Source organism: Microcystis sp. M049S2 (genome assembly GCF_020245625.1).
In the GTDB taxonomy this organism is placed as follows: Bacteria; Cyanobacteriota; Cyanobacteriia; order Cyanobacteriales; family Microcystaceae; genus Microcystis; species Microcystis ichthyoblabe_A.
On the sequence record NZ_JADBUN010000257.1, the window covers coordinates 16,059 to 33,065 of the forward strand.

The following is a 17,007-nucleotide window of genomic DNA, read 5'->3' on the forward strand; positions in this document are numbered from 1 at the left end:
AGGGGCGAACTGCGTTCGCCCAAAAGGTACATTATCAAAGCGCAAGTCCCTTATCAGTTATCATTTCATTGTTTACTGTTCACTGTATCTCAACAGTAGAAGAATTTCTATAACATCGTCAAGTTTATTACTGTTTGGGGGACTATCACTGCCCATCTAAAATGCCTCTGAGGGGGTTGCGGGCTTTTTCTTCTAATTCTTTACCTCGCACCCAAAGGACAGTACAAAATCCTAAGATAACTAGCCAAAATAGGGATATTGATTGCCATTCCCAAGATAGGCGATGATACAGAGCAAAAGAGGTAAACCCAAATACAATGGGAAACCAACAAAAATAGGGAAAAGCTAATATCGACAAGAATCGCACCCATCCTAAATCTGTTTCTTCTTTAGCCAGATACCAAATTCCCAAACCATAGCCAATAGCCGCAACCCCAGCCACAGCCACAGCCACAGCCACATCCCCAACCGCAACCCCAGCCCCAGCCCAAGCCGCAACCACAGCCAAAGCCACAGCCACAGCCACACCCACAACCCCAGCCCAAGCCCCAGCCCAAGCCCCAGCCCCAGCCACAGTCACAGGCACAGCCACAGCCACAGCCCCAGCCACAGCCCCATCCACAGCCAAAGCCACAGCCACAGCCATAGTCCCAACCCAAGCCGCACCCGCAGCCCAAGCCCCAGCCCCATCCACAGCCCAAGCCCCAGCCCCAGCCGCAGCCACAGCCCCAGCCGCAGCCCCAGCCGCAGCCCCAGCCGCAGCCACAGCCACAGCCCAAGCCCAAGCCGCAGCCTCAGCCGCCCCACCCACAGCCCAAGCCCAAGCCGCAGCCACAGCCGCCCCACCCACAGCCACAGCCGCAACCACAGCCATAGCCCCAACCACAGCCTCATACAAAGCTGTTATTCCTTCCCAAACTAGGTTTTTTCTGAGTAGTCGATACCATTCTCGGCAAAACGTCCAGGGTCCCAGTAAGCCCAATTGCATCAATAAAGTTGGCTCTGATTTATCTTTTTCGGCTTGAAATTCTCGCCATAAAACTATCAAAAAAGACAGCACAATAGCAATTGTGATTGCCATCAAGCCATTAACCCAACTTTCTAGCTGACTGAGCATAATGGCGAATATTTCAATTATAGATCCAAGAGAAAGCAAGAAGACAACAGTTAAAACAATTAGATATTCTCGGCTTTTTTTAAACTCGTATTCTATTTTTTCAAAAAGATTGCGCCAGTCGTTTCTTGTGGGTAGGCGGTAGTTGATTAAGCGAGACAGTAAGGCAAATTGTAATTCAGGTGTCAGACTCTTAAATAAATATAACCAACGCTGGTTTGGAGTAATTTCACTTAAAACTCGATCAACAAACTCTATTTTAGCAGCTAAATTGAAGTCAAGTAAATAAAGTGATTCAATTTTGTTTTTCAAAGAACTTAATTGAGTTAGATTAATTTCATTTTGTAACTGAATCGCACATAAAGGAATGACTAACCGAGGATCGACTTCAAAAGTGATTTTAGGAATATCATCAGCAGAGCTTTCAATAATTGCAGCAGCAACTTTCTTGACAGTAGCAGAGAACTGAAAATTGCTTGAATTTTCAAAAGGTTGCCAAATCCAATTTAAGTCCGTTTCGATTACCTCTTGTGGCTGGCGCTTTTGTTTAACGGCTCGATTTTTTAGTCGGCGAATGAATCTGAATAGCATTAGTTTTCCTTTATGATAGAGTGCGATTGCGTTCAGCTTGACTATCTTCTAACTGCTTCAACAGTGCTGCAAGTCGAAAACTTACTTTTCCGCTTAAGTTCGGATCTTCCTGCAATCTTTCAAGTGCCTCAGCCGCTTCTGGTATGGCAATTTTAACTAGATCATCCATTGCTTCTATAGAGCCTTTTCGAGCTAAAGATTCTAGTTGATTGACTGCTAAACCTCCCATTCTGATCAACGCTTCTCGCACTTCTATAAAATGGGGTTGATTGGGATCATAGTAAATAACTAATTTTTCTACTGCTTGAGGCAAATTAGTGGCGGATAAGGCTTGAGCCGCTGCTTTTTGACTGGCTGAATCATCTAAACTAGCAACTAAAAAATCAAATAATGCTTTCCCTCTAGGACGAAAATCGGCGGCGACTGAGCCAAAAGCACTACAAATTGATTCATCGGTTCTCAATTGTGTCTTAAAATAATCTATAATCTCCTGAGCAACTTCTGGTTTTACTTCTTGAGCATCTGCTAGACATTCAAATGCTGTCAGTGCATCTTGTTGATATACCGCCGTAATTAAATCCGTACTATTGTTTGCCAATCCACACCATAACTTGACAATTTCTAGCCAGTCGCTAGGAGCATTTTGCCATTTTTGAATTAATTCATCTTGTCTGTTTGTTAAAGCTGCTGCTACGAAATATTCTTGTAGAGTGAGATGAGGAAAATAATAACGCTGTCCGCCATCAATGCGAAGCAATAATCCACTGCGTTTGACGATTTCATCAACGATAGAATTAGCATCTTTAGCCTCTAGATTTAATGAAGGTAAGACTTGTTTAACTTGTTCCCATACTTCAGAATCAAGAAGACTGCGGCGATCTTGCTGTTGTCGATTAGCGCTATTCTGAGCATAGAGTGCTAAATGTTGCAGAACTCGCCGCTTGTTGACACCACTATATTGATTAGAGATATTTCTTTCTTGATCGCGCAATTCTAATAAAACATTAGTAGCTTGAGTGTAAAATTCGGCTCGCGAATGAGGTAAAACGAAGGGAGTATCCGTATAGAGATAGGCGATGATTGTTAACAGTAGGGGATTCCGCGCCAGTGCCATAATTTTCGGTTTAGCTCGCAAGTTTTGAATCAATTGTTCTACTGATTTCTCCGGCGGCATTTCCGACTTCCACGCTTGCAAAAAGAGGCGCATTTGTTGGTCACTAAATTCGTCAATCTCTAAAGTTTCCTCGGTATTATCGACAAACTCATTATGATAAACAGCCGTCCGACAGGTAATAATTACTCGACATTTTTTATAATTTTCTAATTCTAAAAAGTCCTTAAGACACCGAACAACAGAAGAGCGAACGCCACTACTAACCTCATCTAACCCATCTAAAAGCAGCAGCAAACGTCCGTCTTTTAAACCTTGAGAGATGAAACGATTAGCTTTGGGAAAATTATGGCGATCGCAAGCTGCTACTAAATGTTGTTCTAACTTTTCTACTGTCAAATTAGCGTCATTGAGCCGATTTAATTCTAGTAAAATTGGCACGGGACGATCCGATAAATTTTTGAATCGTCCTTCTGAATAGGAAAGTGCTAGATATTTTAATAACATCGACTTCCCCGAACCAGGCGCACCTTTAACCACTAAGCGGCGGTATTTTTGCACCGCATTTTCTGCTTCAATCAAAGAGCGATCGCTCGCTTTAAAAGCTAAAGAAACATAAATCTCCCGCATTTCTAGGGGACGATGAGGACGAAAAGGTATATTAAGTTTTTGATATTTATCAATTAATGCTTGTCGATACTTTTTAAGAGCAATATTTTCAAATAAGGGTGTTCCAGCGAAGGTTTTATAAATCCATTTACTAATCGCTTCTAAAGACTGATTGAGCCATTTTTTTAAGGTATCACTAATAACAGTCCCCAAAATACCACCCAAAACAAGAATAACAATCACAGGTATCCAGGCAGGATATTTATTAGTATCATATTGTTGTTCATAGATATCCCATAATTCATCCTGTGGAAAACAAGAAGCTTGAGAATTTGCCTCTTTATACAAATTTAAAATATCACTACTTGTCTTTTTCTTTTTATCAGTATTGAAAAAATTCAAACGGTCAGCTTCTGCATCTTTTTTTGCCCGATTTTGAATATCTCCCCTAAGTTGGTTACAGGGATTAGGTGCAGGAAGCTTTTTAGTAGAAACAGGCAAAATTGTCCCCCACGCGACTGAAATTGCCAGCGCTAGGACAAAAATCATCAATAACTGCTGCTTTTTCCAGTGAATAAACTTCATTGTCTGTACCGTTTCTTTGCCTTTTTCCCACATCCTGGCTACCAACATAACACTGATTTATACAGTATAGGCTACATATAAGGAGATGCACTCATGCACGAGGGGGAATAAATAACCAGTTTTTAATAACCAGATTCAGTATGATAACTGAAAACTCACATCTGATAACTGATAACTGATAACTGATAACTGATGACTGATAACTGATAAGTAGCTGGTTATAATTAAATTAAAAATGGATTTTAGGTTCGATCCCCCCTGCCCCCCTTGATAAGGGGGGTGCCGATAGGCGGGGGGATCTGACAACTTTTAACGCCTACCTACTTAACTGACTCCCGACTCCTGACTTTTAGACAAAAAATCTCTCCCTAAAGAGGAGAGAAGTCAAAAAAAGCACGAATAACAATGGGGGGGAGGCAGTTTTTATAGGTCGCCACCACGAAAAGCTAGTAGGAAAATGACAAAGGGGCCAGCTAACATGATTAGCGCCACGAAGGTGAGTTGAAAAATGGGTTCTAAATTGAGAGCCGCAAATAATTCCATGATGTCTCCTAACCTGTTTACAATGATTTAAAAGGCTAATCTGGTCAAAACCATTGTCTCTGGTCAAAACCATTGTCTATCATACAGGGGATGATTCGCTGGTTTTCCTGATTCGATACAAAAATACATAAAGTTTTGTTGCAATTCTGAATTTTCCCGCTTTCCTATTTCCTTCCCACCGAGGGACCATCTCAATGTTCAACTCTCTGACCACATCTCCCGACTCGTTAACCCAGATTTATACTGGTTTTCAGGCACTCTCGGATCCCCTGCGACTGCAAATTTTGCAACTGTTGCGACATCAGGAATTATGCGTCTGTGAATTGCGCGATCATCTCGATATCGCACAATCTAAATTATCTTTTCACCTAAAAACGCTAAAAGAAGCTAATTTAGTCCGCAGTCGTCAAGAGGGTCGTTGGATCTACTACAGCCTGAATCTATCTCAATTTCTTCTCCTAGAAGAATATCTATCCGAATATCGTCGTTTTAGTTCCCTCGTCCCCGCTCGTTTCTGCGAGGAAAATAAGTAACCAATCAAGATTTTTAGAAATATTAAAGCTTTATAACTAGCTTTTCCTCTTGACATATCAACTTTTTTTGAAATAATAAAGGTGGATTACCCAATCTCCCATTATTCTCTTTCCACCTTTGTGCGATGACTAATCAAATCAATCCTAAAGCCGCCAAAGCTGGCGGTAGCCTTAGTATTTTTGAAAAATACCTTACCCTTTGGGTTATTTTCTGTATTTTGGCGGGAATTGCCCTCGGTCGGTTATTTCCGGACGTAGCGCGGACTTTAGATGCCATGAGTATCTATAACGTTTCTATTCCGATCGCCATCTGTCTTTTCTTCATGATGTATCCGATCATGGTTAAGATCGACTTTTCTCAAGCTCTCCGGGCTGCCCGTACTCCCAAACCAGTTATTTTAACTTTAGTGGTTAATTGGCTGATCAAACCCTTTACCATGGTGGCGCTGGCTCAATTTTTTCTCGGCTGGCTGTTTCTGCCTTGGTTGAGTCAAACGGAGATTATCCGAGGACAGACGGTAAGTTTAGCTAGTTCCTACACTGCTGGAGCTATTTTACTAGGAATTGCTCCCTGTACGGCCATGGTTTTGATGTGGGGCTATCTTTCCTACAGTAACCAGGGTCATACCCTAATTATGGTAGCAGTCAATTCCCTAGCGATGCTTTTTCTCTACGCTCCTCTAGGTAAATGGTTACTGGCAGCTAATAATTTTGTAGTCCCCTGGCAGACCATTGTTTTTTCTGTGTTAATCTACGTTGGTTTACCGCTTATTGCCGGTATCTATAGCCGTCACTGGATTTTTAAACATAAAGGACGCGCCTGGTTTGAATCGCGTTTTCTTCACTATCTCAGTCCTGTGGCAATCACTGCCTTATTGTTAACCTTAATCCTCCTCTTTGCTTTCAAAGGCGATTTAATTGTTAGTAATCCCCTGCATATTTTCCTGATTGCTATTCCCCTGTTTATTCAAACTAATCTGATTTTTTTACTTAGTTATGTGGCCGCTCTCAAACTCAATTTAGTTTACGAAGATGCGGCTCCCGCTGCTTTAATTGGTGCTAGTAATCATTTTGAGGTAGCGATCGCCACTGCCGTGATGTTATTCGGATTGAATTCGGGGGCTGCTTTAGCGACAGTAGTGGGGGTATTGATTGAAGTACCTGTGATGTTAATGTTGGTAGAATTCTGTAAAAAAACCGCCTTTTGGTTTCCCAGAGATCCAGAAAAAGCCACCCTTCTTGATCCTCGTTGCTTGAGTTCTTATAAATAATTATTCACCATGATCCAATCGACTCACAAACCAAGAATTCTTTTTCTGTATGGCTCTTTGCGGCCACGTTCCTACAGTCGTTTATTAGCAGAAGAAGCGGCCAGAATTATCACTGAATATGGGGCAGAAGTGCGCTTTTTTGATCCCCGTGAATTGCCGATTTATGGCAGTGTTCCCGATACTCATGCCAAGGTGCAAGAATTACGAGAATTAAGTCAATGGTCTGAGGGTCAAGTCTGGTCATCTCCCGAACTTCACGGCAATATTAGCGGCATTATCAAAAACCAAATTGATTGGATTCCCTTGAGTATTGGTGCGGTTAGACCTACCCAAGGCCGCACCTTAGCAGTTATGCAAGTAAGCGGAGGTTCCCAATCTTTTAACGCAGTTAATACCCTGCGAATTCTTGGTCGTTGGATGCGAATGTTTACTATTCCTAATCAATCTTCGGTGGCTAAAGCTTATCAGGAGTTTAACGAGGATGGCACGATGAAAGATTCCCCCTATCGAGATCGAGTTATTGATGTAATGGAGGAACTTTATAAGTTTACCATTCTCCTGCGAGATCAGGTAGATTATCTGACTGATCGCTATAGTGAAAGGAAGGAAAAAGAGAAAAAACGGTGTTAGGGGTTGGGTGTTGGGGAAGATGTTTCTTAATCCCTATCCCCCCATTTCCCTATTTCCCTATTTCCCCATTTCCCTATTTCCCTATTTCCCTATTTCCCTATTTCCCTATTTCCCTATCCCCTAATTAAATTTCTAGGAGTTAAAATCATGAAAAAAGTTATGTTTGCCTGTAGAAAAAATTCCTGTCGTTCCCAAATCGCCGAAGGTTTTGCTAAAACTTTAGGCGCGGGTAAAATTGCTGTCACCAGTTCCGGATTAGAAGCGGCCAAAGTTCACCCCGGAGCAATCGAAGTTATGGGGGAAATTGGTATCGATATTACTGACCAAACTTCCAAATCAATTAGGGATTTTAATCCTGAAGATTACGATGCCGTTATCTCCCTATGTGGTTGCGGTGTCAATCTGCCGGAAGGATGGATTTTACAGGAAATTTTCGAGGATTGGCTAATTGATGATCCCGATGGTCAACCCATCGAAACTTTTCGCCGAGTTCGCGATGAAATTAAGGCTAAAGTTATTGGATTAATCGAGCAGTTAAGTTAATTTTCCCAAAAAATTTTCGGCTCTTCTCTCTGTCCTTTGTGCCTTTGTGGTTTCTCCCCAAGAGGGTCTTTTTTCCAGTCTATCCCTTGGGGGAGAAAAATAATAAGGGGAACCACAGTTGATGAAGAATATCTTCATTAATCCGACGCACGGCTAACCATTCCAACATATTGGAACGATGGCAGGTGGCTACAGTGATGGCACTGATATCATCTTCTTCCGCTGCCGTCAAAACTTCTAATACAGGTGTTCCTTGTCGCACTTGGCTCTGTACTTGCAAACCGAGTTTTTCTAGTCGCGCTTGCACCGATTCTAATTCCCGACGGGCATCATTTAAACGAGATTCGGTGACACTGGGATCGCGACTGATATTTTCCACTACCCGGACGAGGAGACATTGCTCAAAAGAGCCGGGGGCGCGGGTTTGGGCGTATTTTTCCATCTGTTCAATTAGATAAATCGCGTCGGGACTGCCATCGTAGGGAATTAATAAATGTTTCCAGAGATGCTGACAGCGCAAGGCCAATTCATCGCGAGTATAAACTGATAATAATTGCGGTCGGAAAATCAGCAGCGGAATATCGGTAATACCTGCGATCGCTAAACTGGTACTACCGAATAATTTTTCTTGGACAGCACCGCGCATGGGATTGCCCATCAAAATCACGTCAATAGAGTGATGCGCGAGGATTTCCCGCACGGCATCCACGGGACGACGGTTAGAGATTTCGACAATAACTGTCATGCCGTCGGGAATATTTGCTAAAGCTGGGGATAATTTTTCTTTAGCCGCATCAATTTTTCCTTGATCTACGGCAGCTAGGGTGGGTTGTTCCCAAACCGGAATACTGTGGAGGAAGATAACTTGTTTTAAGCCGCTTAGGGCTAAGTGTGGCACACAATGGACAAGACGATGGAGACCATCGAAAAGATCTGTACAGATCAAAGCGCGCTCGAACATAAATTAACCCCTAGCAATTCGGTTATCCTTCCCTAAGAATAGCTAAAAAGGTGAAGAAATGCGCCCCGCATCCCTAGCTCGTTTCCGGAGAAACCCAGCCGGAGAAAGAGGTCGCCCGCAGGGGTGAAATGAGTTACTGGGGGGCCCAGGGATTAGAATCTAGACCCCACTGGTGTTTGAGAAAAGCTTTGTACATATTTTCCCTGACCATCATTTGTTCGTAGAGCTTGATCAGGAAATCCTGCGCTTGCTCCTGACTCATTTTTTCTACCTGAGTCTGAAAAGAACGAATGTTGAACTGTTGTTCTAAGGAAAGTTCGATCGGTTGAGACATGGTGTTCCTCCTCAATGAAGACAGTGGTTGATAACAAGCGAGATGGGTGATTGGTATCACCTTTTTTAACTAATGTAACAAATACTTGACAAAGTGTCAATGTATCTGTAAAGAGGGTTTTGCTTTTTTCCTCCCGTTAGCTAGGATACCCCGCCGCCAAAAGGAAAGAAGCATATAATGATACATTTAGCAAGAGTTTTCATAAAATTTTGCTTACTGTGAACAAATACTTAAGTAGTTATACTTAGGCAGCCCAGAGCGAGAGAAAATATTTGACAAATTGTGTAAACATTCTGTAATAATCGAAAAGAGCGACATAAATCGGGTAAGTTGAATGGTTAGGCCTGTTAAAAGCTAAAAACGTAACCCCTAGATTCCGTCCCTCTCGTTGAAATCGTTAAGGATAGTCAAAATTGACGGCCACAGCCGCTATCGTGCAGAAACTACAAGCTTATCGCTGGGAAACATCCTCCTTAGCTCTGTTTGCCTTAAAAAAATCAGCATACAGGCACGGAATGTCGCACAAGTTTTTACATCACCCTATACTTGGAGGAATCCATCATGTCCGTTCGTCTATACGTTGGTAATTTGCCCAAAGAATCCGTCGAGCGCGAAAAATTACAGGCGCTTTTTGCCGATGAAGGGGATACGATCACCACTAAAGTCATCAAAGATCGCAAAACTGGCAAATGTCGCGGTTTTGCCTTCGTTACCGTCCCTAGCGATGAACTAGCTGACCAGTTTATCGAAAAATACAACGGACAATCCTTCATGGAAAACCCGATCAAGATCGAGAAGGCTCTCCCCCGCAGCAAGGGAGGTAAAGAAGAAGGAGAAGAAGCAGAAGGCACGGAGGCCAGCGTAGAAACCCCGGAAAAAGTCGAAAGACCGACTCCGAAACCGACGACGGCAGCACCGCGCAAATCCAGTAGTGGTGGTGGCGGCAAAAAACGCAAGGCTGAACGGGGTAGCAGCAGTACCCCGAAAGTTACCGGTGATGGTGACGCTTTACAGCCAGATCCCCGTTGGGCCAATGAATTGGCTAAACTCAAGGAAATGTTAGCAGCTCAGGCCACTAATCCCTAATTCCATTGACAAGAGGGCAAGGGATAGCCGATAACTAAGAGGTTCAAAACATCGCTTTTAGGAATGTGCATCATGACAGCAATCGATCCGGTCATTCTTATGAAACAGGAGGTCGGTAAGGCCGCCGCTAATCTAGTTCAATCTAATTCGGTCGTGGGATTGGGAACTGGTTCAACGACGGCCTACGCGATCGAATATCTGGGTGCTAGACTGCAAAGCGGGGAAATCAGCAATATTGTCGGGGTTCCTACTTCTTTTCAAGCGCAAGTTTTGGCTAGGAAGTACGGAATTCCCCTCACTACCCTCGATGTCATCGTGAAGATGGATATCGCTATCGATGGGGCCGATGAGGTGGATCCCCAGAAAAACCTGATTAAAGGTGGCGGTGCTGCCCATACTCAGGAGAAAATTGTCGATAGTCTCGCCGATATTTTCGTCGTGGTAGTGGATGGCAATAAGCTGGTGGATAAGTTGGGATCGACTTTTCTTTTGCCGGTGGAAGTGTTACCCATGGCCATGACTCCAGTTATGCTGAAATTAGAGGCCCTGGGTGGTAAACCTTCCCTGCGCATGGGAGTGAAAAAAGCCGGCCCCGTGGTGACAGATCAAGGCAATTTAGTTATCGATGTTAAATTTGATAGTATCGATGATCCGGCTGATTTGGAAAGAACTATTAATAATATGCCGGGGGTTTTAGAAAATGGTTTATTTGTCGGGGTTGCCGATCTGATTCTCGTCGGTGAAATTATCGACGGTAAGCCGGTAGTCCGCGAGATTAGGTAGGATTAATTATTCTTAATCTAATAGTGAAACAGGCCGCAGGCCTGTTTTGTTATTATGGGTATATACAGACAAAGAAAAAAGTCAAGGACGTTTTACCAGACCCATCGTTAGGGGGAATCGAGCAATTTTGGCTCAAATAATATTTGCTTTTAGCTAATAACAAATCTCTAGCTATTGCCAGAAGTCAATACCTTCGAGAGTTAACCCTCAGAATCGGAATTACCTGAAGCTAGGCAAGGGAGGTGATGTCGAGATGATTACACGAGATATCCCCAAAAGCGACAACCCAATCACGGTCTGCTTTTCTCATCTATACTAATAAAAATAGTTCGATAGCTGAACTGTATGTCTTTCGTTACTAATTCAATTTCATCGAAAAACTATGGGAGAATTAGAATCATTTCTATTCGAGTAAATCCCTTGACTAGAAAAGTTTTCAGCTTCGATATAATGATATAAGATATAATGGGAGCATCTTACCTTTGTAACCCTTAAATCAGGTTTTTATGTCAAGCTATTTTGAAAGCCTTGCTAGAAAACAGTTTTAGGGATAAGTATAATTACTCACTTGCATAAATGAGATGCTCCCCGATATAGTATTATGTAGATTTCTATTATGAGTTACCTATATGAACACAAATAACGACCGAAAACACCTAAGATTATTGTCAATATTTCATTACATTGTGGGAGGAGTAATTGCTTTTTTCTCTCTTATTTTCTTGGGTCATTTTTTTATAGGAATAAGCATGATTACCTCCCCTGAATCATTCCCGATGGAGCCGTCGGGAGAGTTACCCCCCAAAGCATTTGGATATCTATTCGCCGCTCTAGGTGCAACAACAGTACTGCTAGGAGAAGCTTTAGCGATTTCTGCGATTTTTTCGGGTCGATTTCTCAGCCGTCACAAGAAATACTGGTTTTCTTTTGTGATAGCTTGCATCCTCTGCTTGTTCACCCCGTTGGGTACAATTCTCGGAGTCTTCACAATTATCGTCCTTTCCCGCCAATCGGTTAAGGAGCTATACGGACTTTCTAACAGCAACAATTTAGCCAGCAATCAGGATGACCGCGATTGACAGCAATGGTCTGTAAATAAAGGTTCATAAGTTTGAGATCGTATTATGGTAAGAATCTACTATCCGAGAAATCTTTAATTTTGACACCTTACAATTTTTTGGGCAGAACCATGGTTGGTACTTAGAAGCTAGTGGTGAATGGTTAGTAATTTATAAATTAAACCAAACAATTAAACCAGAAGATATGAGAAATTTTCTAGAGCAAACTACCGAGATATCGCAGCTATTTACTGAATGAGTAGCTTTAGTTTATAGTTAAACTGCTGAGGTGACTAGAGAGTGAAGAGATAGGGAGAAAAACCTGATAACTGATAACTGAATAGGGCTGAAGGCTGGTGGCTATAGGCTAATAAAAAATATGTCCATTTTTGACAGAAAATATCTGGGAAGATTGCAACCAGCGAGACTCAAAAGAACTGAGATGAGTGGTGGTAATTAAAGTTTGAAAACGGTCTTCGATCGCATCTAATAATTGATTTTGTCGTTCGATATCTAATTCGGCTAAAACATCATCGAGGAGTAGTAGAGGAGGTTCCCCGATAATCTGCTCTAGTAACTGTAATTCCGCTAATTTCAAGGCTAAAACTAAGGTTCTTTGTTGTCCTTGGGAACCGTAGGATTTAGCGGGGTTTTGGTTAATTAAAAAATCCACTTCATCCCGGTGGGGACCGACTACCGATGTCCCTAGTTGTTTCTCTGCCAAACGACGGGTTTCAATCTTATCTAAAAAAGCCCTTTGTACCTCATTGACATCATCTTCTAGCCAAGGCACATTGGGAACATATTGTAATTCTAAAAATTCCGTTTTTCCGCTAATACTTTCGTGCCATTTTTGGGCTAAAGGAATTAATCTTTGCAGGACTCGCGCTCTTCTTCTCGTTACTCTTGAACCTGTTTCTGCTAATTGTAAATCCCAGAGTTTTAGTTGGGATAAATCCGCATAAACTTTTCCCTCTAATTCCTGTTTACGAATCTCTTTTAAGAGAGCATTTCTTTGTCGTAAAACCTGATTATATTGCTGTAAAATATGAACGTATAGGGGTTCTAATTGAATTAATAAAGTATCTAACCAATCTCGGCGAGCTTCCGGACCACCGCGCACTAAATCCAGATCGAGACTAGAAAATTGTACCGCATTAATCACGCCCAAAAAATCGAGATGACGGCGCAGGGGTTGACGATCACGGATCACGGTGCGACGACCGGAAGAACGGAGAATTAAACTTAATTCTGATGCTCCATAAAGACGATTAACCCTAGCAAAAATTCTCGCCTCCGAGTCCGATTCTAGCACCAGATCCCGATCCTTGCTGACTCGATGGCTCTTGAGAGTGGCCAAAAGTTCGATCGCTTCTAGTAAATTAGATTTTCCCTGAGCATTATTGCCCAATAATATTGTTTTTTTGGACTCGAATTTTAGCACCTGTTCGGCATAATTTCTAAAACTGTGAAGGTGCAGGTGTTCTAGATACATTGCAAGTTGGGGGTTGGGGAATTATGAAGTGGGAAGTGGGAAGTGGGGAGAAAACAGCTGATAACTGATAACTGATAACTGATCATGGCAGCGGTTGAGGGTTAAGTGAATTTGCTATAATTCCCCTTGACAATCAGTATTTTATAGTACCTTGAAGATTCCCTTTTTGCCTTTAAAACAGATTGAAAGTCTGTCTAAGCTGGCTTTGATTGCTATACTCGCTTTTGATGCTTCTGTCTCCCTTGCAGGACAATTTCCCGATGGCAGAATATTTTTTGAGAGTTCTCCCACTCTAGTTAATTTCTTCGCTACTTTCCAATCCGTGCGTGCTTGGGGAGCAAAATACTATCTTACCATCGCTCTACCGCCGTCTCTCGGGGCGCCCTTGGGTAAAGTAACCATACAACAGCAGCCTAATATTCAAACTATTGCTTTTCTTCTCGATCAAACCTTTGCTTTTCTTGGCGATCGCAATCAGCGAGGAGAAAAATTAACCCTAAAATCCACTACTTTTGACCCCAAGACTCAGACGATCACGGTCATTTTTGATCCTCCTGTCCCCCCCGGTAATACCGTTTCCATCGGTCTGAAACCAGTACGAAATCCCGATTATGGTGGTGTCTATCAGTTTGGAATTACTGCTTATCCCCCCGGGGAGAATTCTCCCGGATTATATCTAGGCGTCGGACGTTTAGCAATTTATGAGGCTGGCGATCGCTGGTAGGCTGTTCCGCGTCTAAACACAGTAAACAGTGAGCAGTAATCAGTGAGCAGTAAATATGAGATGACTGCTCTAACTTTCCCCTCTGAGTTTTAGAAAAATTTAACCTTATTCAATCCATGAACATCTGTTCAGATGTTATACTAAAGTCAGTAAAGAAGTTCCGAGGTAGTAACCATGATCGCTGTCACCACCATGAAATGTGCTTGTCAATCCTGTAAGTGTGTAGTATCGATCGCCGATGCCATCAAAAAAAACGATCAATACTACTGTTGCCAAGCTTGTGCCGATGGTCACGTTAAAGGGAAAGGCGGTGGACACCCGGGCTGTTGTTGCAGTCAAATTTAGTTATTGGGGAGAAGGGGACAAGTATCGGTATGGAAGATTCGATCGATACCTCCCTTTCTCAACTTTCCCTTAATAACCGCTCGGGAAAAAATATGGCCCTAGAGAAAATAGCACCGGTTTGTGGGGAATCCCATCACCAAGAGGCGAAATTCCAGCACTTGCAGGGATTAGAACTAGAAGGCTAATTGCATTCGCCTCACCCAATATGTTCCCAGACAATATGTTACCAGAGGAGACGAATGGCGATCGCCTAAGTGGTCATCTGAAGCACATTCTGGTAAATACTGAACGGTTATCATTGAGAGGTAATATTAATTTGAATGAGGTTTTACGGTTATGACATTAGCAAAACTTATTTATCGGGGGGGGATAAGAATTGCTTATCCAAGATAGCGATCACATCCTCTGTTTTAGCTGTTAGTACCTTCGTGATTGTACCTGTTAACGCTTCTAACGTCACCTTGAACTTTAATACCTTACCAAGTTCACAAGGATGGACGTATTTGGTAGATGGTAATACAGCAACGGAGACAGATGTGTTTTCTATCAGTAACGGTGTCCTCACTCAAAATACATTAGGATCAGGTGATGGTGTTAACGGCTATAGGTTAGCGAATGTCGTTGACACGACTCAGCCTTTTACCTTATCTTGGCGATCACGAGTGCTTCAAGATGAATTTGTACTAAATCCTCAAAATTTCTTTGGTTTGGGATTAAGCATCAATAGTTCATCACAACGTTTTACGGTTGGGTTTGGGACTGACGCAATCGGCATTTCAGCATTTCAAATACTGCCAGGATCATTTAACAATACCGTGTTTCATAATTATCGCTTGGAAGGTTCATTTAACAGCGGAAACGCTCAATTATACATTGACGACCTACCGATTGCCACTTTAGCCCTTTTGAGTGGAGTTACCCCAAATGCTTCCGACGGACTTTTCTTTGGGGATGCAACAGGTTACACTAATGCACTAGCGGAGATAAGCAGTTATAGTTTTATACAGGGTACTCTTCCCGGATCAGTTCCCGAACCTTCATCAATTCTAGGGTTACTGAGTTTAGGAGTATTAGGAATAGGTGCAGCCTTAAACCGAAAACTATAACCCCTAAATTATCATCGGCAAAAGTTCCCTGACTTCCTTGTACATTTAAAGTCAGGGATTAAGCGTTTGCTTGACATAAATGTATATCTCGACAACCCCAGAGTCTTATGATTTCCACCCTAACCCTTGAAGAAATCAAAACCCTAGTCTATCAACTTCCCCTCTCAGAACAAATTTCTCTCTTAGAAGACCTCGAAGACAAGCTAGAAACCCTCACCCTCATGAAACTAGCAGAAACAGGCTTTCCAGAATGGAACGACCCAGAGGAAGATATTTACAATGTCCAACCCTAAAGCTGCCGAAATTTGGTTAGTTCGCTTTCCCTTCAGCGACCTTAGCACCACAAAACTCAGACCCGCGCTAGTTTTAGCTGTACATCGAGAAGAACAAATCATCCTGGGAATCTTCTCCAAAATCCCCCCTGGAGAGTGGTGGGAAACTTGGATACTGGTTAGGGAAGGACATCCCAACTTCTCACAAACAGGCTTAAAAAAGACCTCTGTAATCAGAACTGACAAGATTGCGACGGTCAACCAGTCCGTTTTTCAACAGAAACTAGGCATTTTACCCTCAGACATCCTAAACCAAGTTCAAACTGCCCTCAAAAAATCCTTAAATATTCCCTAGCATTGATTTTATCCAATGATTAACTTTCCTAAAGCGATCTCAAAGACTTCCTTAAATTTCCCCTGAGCAATCCAGAAAGCTTCATTACTATACTACTATACAACTAAACAATCACTCAAATCTAATTCTCCAGAGGCTTTTCAATTATGACATTAGTAAACCTGATTGATTTTGCAGGGGAGGATAAGAATTGCTTATCCAAGATAGCGATTACATCTTCTGTTTTAGCTGTTAGTACCTTTGTTATAGCACCTGTTCAAGCAGCAACTGTTAATCGTACAACAGCTTTTGGCAATGGTGCAGATACTTTTGTTGTTAATATTAATCCTGATACAAATTTCAATGCAGTAGATCCAACAGTTGCAATTAAGGGTGATTCTACTGTCATAAGGAAAGGATACCTAAGATTCGATCTAAACTCCATCAATAAATCAAACATTAGTAACGCTATTTTCAATTGGACTTATGTTGATAATAACTCTACTCCTCCACTGTCTAGCTACAGTGTCTATGGGTTAAATGATGGAAATGCTGGAGAGAACTGGAACGAATCCACAATTACTTGGAATAATGCACCTGCTAACGGGGGAGGTAACACGATTGATTCCAGCCAAACCACTTTTCTAGGATTATTCTCTTTTAATCCTACAAGTACACCATTTGGTACGATAATTAGTTTTTCCGATCCTAAATTAGTCAGCTTTTTACAGAATGATACGAACAATCTAGCAACGCTAATCATCACGCGCGATAATTTTAACGTCTCTACCCAAAATTTTGCTGGTAAGGAAGCTACTCAATTTGCTCCACCAACACTACAATTAGAAATTACTCCCCCACCTCCTGTCACTTCTATCCCCGAACCCTCATCAATTCTAGGAATACTGAGTTTAGGAGTATTAGGAATAGGTGCAGCTTTAAAGCGAAAACTGTAACCCCTAAATTATCATCGGCAAAA

General features: G+C 42.2%; 19 protein-coding genes and 1 pseudogene. 14 read left to right on the top strand and 6 right to left on the bottom strand.

The features are described 5' to 3' along the window. Nucleotides 1-145: 145 nt before the first annotated feature. The 3 genes from IM496_RS19975 to psb30 form a co-directional block, all read right to left on the bottom strand. Entirely contained in the window at nucleotides 146-1,705 is a 1,560-nt protein-coding gene (locus IM496_RS19975; protein WP_287663032.1) for a hypothetical protein, read from the bottom strand. Between the two features lie 10 nt (nucleotides 1,706-1,715). Beyond that, nucleotides 1,716-4,043 (bottom strand): NACHT domain-containing protein, encoded by a 2,328-nt coding sequence (locus IM496_RS19980; protein ID WP_353737649.1) that lies wholly within the window; start codon nucleotides 4,041-4,043, stop codon nucleotides 1,716-1,718. A 390-nt stretch (nucleotides 4,044-4,433) separates the two neighbouring features. Further along, nucleotides 4,434-4,553 (bottom strand): photosystem II reaction center protein Ycf12/Psb30, encoded by a 120-nt coding sequence (gene psb30 / locus IM496_RS19985; RefSeq protein WP_002736367.1) that lies wholly within the window; start codon nucleotides 4,551-4,553, stop codon nucleotides 4,434-4,436. A 194-nt stretch (nucleotides 4,554-4,747) separates the two neighbouring features. Between psb30 and IM496_RS19990 the strand changes: the two genes are divergently transcribed. From IM496_RS19990 to arsC, 4 genes are all read left to right on the top strand, one after another. Next, on the top strand, nucleotides 4,748-5,086 hold the full coding sequence (locus IM496_RS19990) for an ArsR/SmtB family transcription factor (protein ID WP_287663034.1): 339 nt from the start codon (nucleotides 4,748-4,750) through the stop codon (nucleotides 5,084-5,086). A gap of 125 nt (nucleotides 5,087-5,211) precedes the next feature. Beyond that, nucleotides 5,212-6,357, top strand: coding sequence for an ACR3 family arsenite efflux transporter (gene arsB / locus IM496_RS19995; RefSeq protein ID WP_130756919.1), 1,146 nt, complete (start codon nucleotides 5,212-5,214; stop codon nucleotides 6,355-6,357). A 9-nt stretch (nucleotides 6,358-6,366) separates the two neighbouring features. After that, complete coding sequence (arsH, locus tag IM496_RS20000) at nucleotides 6,367-6,987, top strand: arsenical resistance protein ArsH (RefSeq protein ID WP_287663035.1); 621 nt, start codon at nucleotides 6,367-6,369, stop codon at nucleotides 6,985-6,987. Nucleotides 6,988-7,134: 147 nt separating this feature from the next. Then, nucleotides 7,135-7,530 carry an arsenate reductase, glutathione/glutaredoxin type gene (arsC, locus tag IM496_RS20005; protein ID WP_287663036.1) on the top strand — a complete coding sequence of 132 codons (396 nt, stop codon included), beginning with the start codon at nucleotides 7,135-7,137 and terminating at the stop codon, nucleotides 7,528-7,530. A 79-nt stretch (nucleotides 7,531-7,609) separates the two neighbouring features. Here the strand turns inward: arsC and IM496_RS20010 are convergent, their stop codons facing one another. Together IM496_RS20010 and IM496_RS20015 are read right to left on the bottom strand one after the other, a co-directional pair. Next, entirely contained in the window at nucleotides 7,610-8,491 is an 882-nt protein-coding gene (locus IM496_RS20010; protein ID WP_287663037.1) for a universal stress protein, read from the bottom strand. A 133-nt stretch (nucleotides 8,492-8,624) separates the two neighbouring features. Continuing rightward, entirely contained in the window at nucleotides 8,625-8,825 is a 201-nt protein-coding gene (locus tag IM496_RS20015) for an NblA/ycf18 family protein (protein WP_002739006.1), read from the bottom strand. A 561-nt stretch (nucleotides 8,826-9,386) separates the two neighbouring features. Between IM496_RS20015 and IM496_RS20020 the strand changes: the two genes are divergently transcribed. From IM496_RS20020 to IM496_RS20030, 3 genes are all read left to right on the top strand, one after another. Further along, a complete protein-coding gene (locus tag IM496_RS20020; protein ID WP_194013495.1) occupies nucleotides 9,387-9,911 on the top strand; it encodes an RNA recognition motif domain-containing protein in 525 nt (174 codons plus the stop codon). A gap of 72 nt (nucleotides 9,912-9,983) precedes the next feature. Next, the gene (gene rpiA, locus IM496_RS20025) at nucleotides 9,984-10,694 is read left to right on the top strand and encodes a ribose-5-phosphate isomerase RpiA (RefSeq protein WP_149985664.1); all 711 of its coding nucleotides are present in this window, start codon (nucleotides 9,984-9,986) and stop codon (nucleotides 10,692-10,694) included. Between the two features lie 749 nt (nucleotides 10,695-11,443). Further along, nucleotides 11,444-11,773: a hypothetical protein gene (locus IM496_RS20030; protein WP_197533163.1), complete on the top strand. Its 330-nt coding sequence runs from the start codon at nucleotides 11,444-11,446 to the stop codon at nucleotides 11,771-11,773. 346 nt (nucleotides 11,774-12,119) lie between these two features. Here the strand turns inward: IM496_RS20030 and recF are convergent, their stop codons facing one another. Beyond that, on the bottom strand, nucleotides 12,120-13,247 hold the full coding sequence (recF, locus tag IM496_RS20035) for a DNA replication/repair protein RecF (RefSeq protein ID WP_194013497.1): 1,128 nt from the start codon (nucleotides 13,245-13,247) through the stop codon (nucleotides 12,120-12,122). Between the two features lie 151 nt (nucleotides 13,248-13,398). Between recF and IM496_RS20040 the strand changes: the two genes are divergently transcribed. The 7 genes and pseudogenes from IM496_RS20040 to IM496_RS20070 all read left to right on the top strand — a co-directional run bounded on the left by IM496_RS20040 (nucleotide 13,399) and on the right by IM496_RS20070 (nucleotide 16,984). Continuing rightward, the gene (locus IM496_RS20040; RefSeq protein ID WP_287663038.1) at nucleotides 13,399-13,971 is read left to right on the top strand and encodes a DUF2808 domain-containing protein; all 573 of its coding nucleotides are present in this window, start codon (nucleotides 13,399-13,401) and stop codon (nucleotides 13,969-13,971) included. Nucleotides 13,972-14,145: 174 nt separating this feature from the next. Next, the gene (locus IM496_RS20045; protein ID WP_194013501.1) at nucleotides 14,146-14,316 is read left to right on the top strand and encodes a metallothionein; all 171 of its coding nucleotides are present in this window, start codon (nucleotides 14,146-14,148) and stop codon (nucleotides 14,314-14,316) included. A gap of 29 nt (nucleotides 14,317-14,345) precedes the next feature. Further along, nucleotides 14,346-14,495, top strand: a pseudogene (locus tag IM496_RS20050) (ArsR/SmtB family transcription factor); the annotation flags it as partial. A gap of 324 nt (nucleotides 14,496-14,819) precedes the next feature. Further along, the gene (locus IM496_RS20055) at nucleotides 14,820-15,422 is read left to right on the top strand and encodes a PEP-CTERM sorting domain-containing protein (protein WP_287663039.1); all 603 of its coding nucleotides are present in this window, start codon (nucleotides 14,820-14,822) and stop codon (nucleotides 15,420-15,422) included. 107 nt (nucleotides 15,423-15,529) lie between these two features. Further along, nucleotides 15,530-15,715, top strand: a complete 186-nt coding sequence (locus IM496_RS20060) for a hypothetical protein (RefSeq protein WP_002761554.1) — start codon at nucleotides 15,530-15,532, stop codon at nucleotides 15,713-15,715. Next, nucleotides 15,702-16,049 carry a type II toxin-antitoxin system PemK/MazF family toxin gene (locus IM496_RS20065; RefSeq protein WP_012263951.1) on the top strand — a complete coding sequence of 116 codons (348 nt, stop codon included), beginning with the start codon at nucleotides 15,702-15,704 and terminating at the stop codon, nucleotides 16,047-16,049. The genes IM496_RS20060 and IM496_RS20065 overlap by 14 nt, the downstream gene beginning before the upstream one ends. Nucleotides 16,050-16,195: 146 nt before the next feature. Then, nucleotides 16,196-16,984 (top strand): DNRLRE domain-containing protein, encoded by a 789-nt coding sequence (locus IM496_RS20070; RefSeq protein WP_287663040.1) that lies wholly within the window; start codon nucleotides 16,196-16,198, stop codon nucleotides 16,982-16,984. Nucleotides 16,985-17,007 lie beyond the last annotated feature (23 nt).

Excerpts from the sequence above, each read along its gene's own strand:
- IM496_RS19975 (WP_287663032.1), bottom strand. The coding sequence starts at position 1,705 with ATGCTATTCAGATTCATTCGCCGACTAAAAAATCGAGCCGTTAAACAA.
- IM496_RS19980 (WP_353737649.1), bottom strand. The coding sequence starts at position 4,043 with ATGTGGGAAAAAGGCAAAGAAACGGTACAGACAATGAAGTTTATTCAC.
- psb30 (WP_002736367.1), bottom strand. The coding sequence starts at position 4,553 with ATGGAATTATTTGCGGCTCTCAATTTAGAACCCATTTTTCAACTCACC.
- IM496_RS19990 (WP_287663034.1), top strand. The coding sequence starts at position 4,748 with ATGTTCAACTCTCTGACCACATCTCCCGACTCGTTAACCCAGATTTAT.
- arsB (WP_130756919.1), top strand. The coding sequence starts at position 5,212 with ATGACTAATCAAATCAATCCTAAAGCCGCCAAAGCTGGCGGTAGCCTT.
- arsH (WP_287663035.1), top strand. The coding sequence starts at position 6,367 with ATGATCCAATCGACTCACAAACCAAGAATTCTTTTTCTGTATGGCTCT.
- arsC (WP_287663036.1), top strand. The coding sequence starts at position 7,135 with ATGAAAAAAGTTATGTTTGCCTGTAGAAAAAATTCCTGTCGTTCCCAA.
- IM496_RS20010 (WP_287663037.1), bottom strand. The coding sequence starts at position 8,491 with ATGTTCGAGCGCGCTTTGATCTGTACAGATCTTTTCGATGGTCTCCAT.
- IM496_RS20015 (WP_002739006.1), bottom strand. The coding sequence starts at position 8,825 with ATGTCTCAACCGATCGAACTTTCCTTAGAACAACAGTTCAACATTCGT.
- IM496_RS20020 (WP_194013495.1), top strand. The coding sequence starts at position 9,387 with ATGTCCGTTCGTCTATACGTTGGTAATTTGCCCAAAGAATCCGTCGAG.
- rpiA (WP_149985664.1), top strand. The coding sequence starts at position 9,984 with ATGACAGCAATCGATCCGGTCATTCTTATGAAACAGGAGGTCGGTAAG.
- IM496_RS20030 (WP_197533163.1), top strand. The coding sequence starts at position 11,444 with ATGATTACCTCCCCTGAATCATTCCCGATGGAGCCGTCGGGAGAGTTA.
- recF (WP_194013497.1), bottom strand. The coding sequence starts at position 13,247 with ATGTATCTAGAACACCTGCACCTTCACAGTTTTAGAAATTATGCCGAA.
- IM496_RS20045 (WP_194013501.1), top strand. The coding sequence starts at position 14,146 with ATGATCGCTGTCACCACCATGAAATGTGCTTGTCAATCCTGTAAGTGT.
- IM496_RS20060 (WP_002761554.1), top strand. The coding sequence starts at position 15,530 with ATGATTTCCACCCTAACCCTTGAAGAAATCAAAACCCTAGTCTATCAA.
- IM496_RS20065 (WP_012263951.1), top strand. The coding sequence starts at position 15,702 with ATGTCCAACCCTAAAGCTGCCGAAATTTGGTTAGTTCGCTTTCCCTTC.
- IM496_RS20070 (WP_287663040.1), top strand. The coding sequence starts at position 16,196 with ATGACATTAGTAAACCTGATTGATTTTGCAGGGGAGGATAAGAATTGC.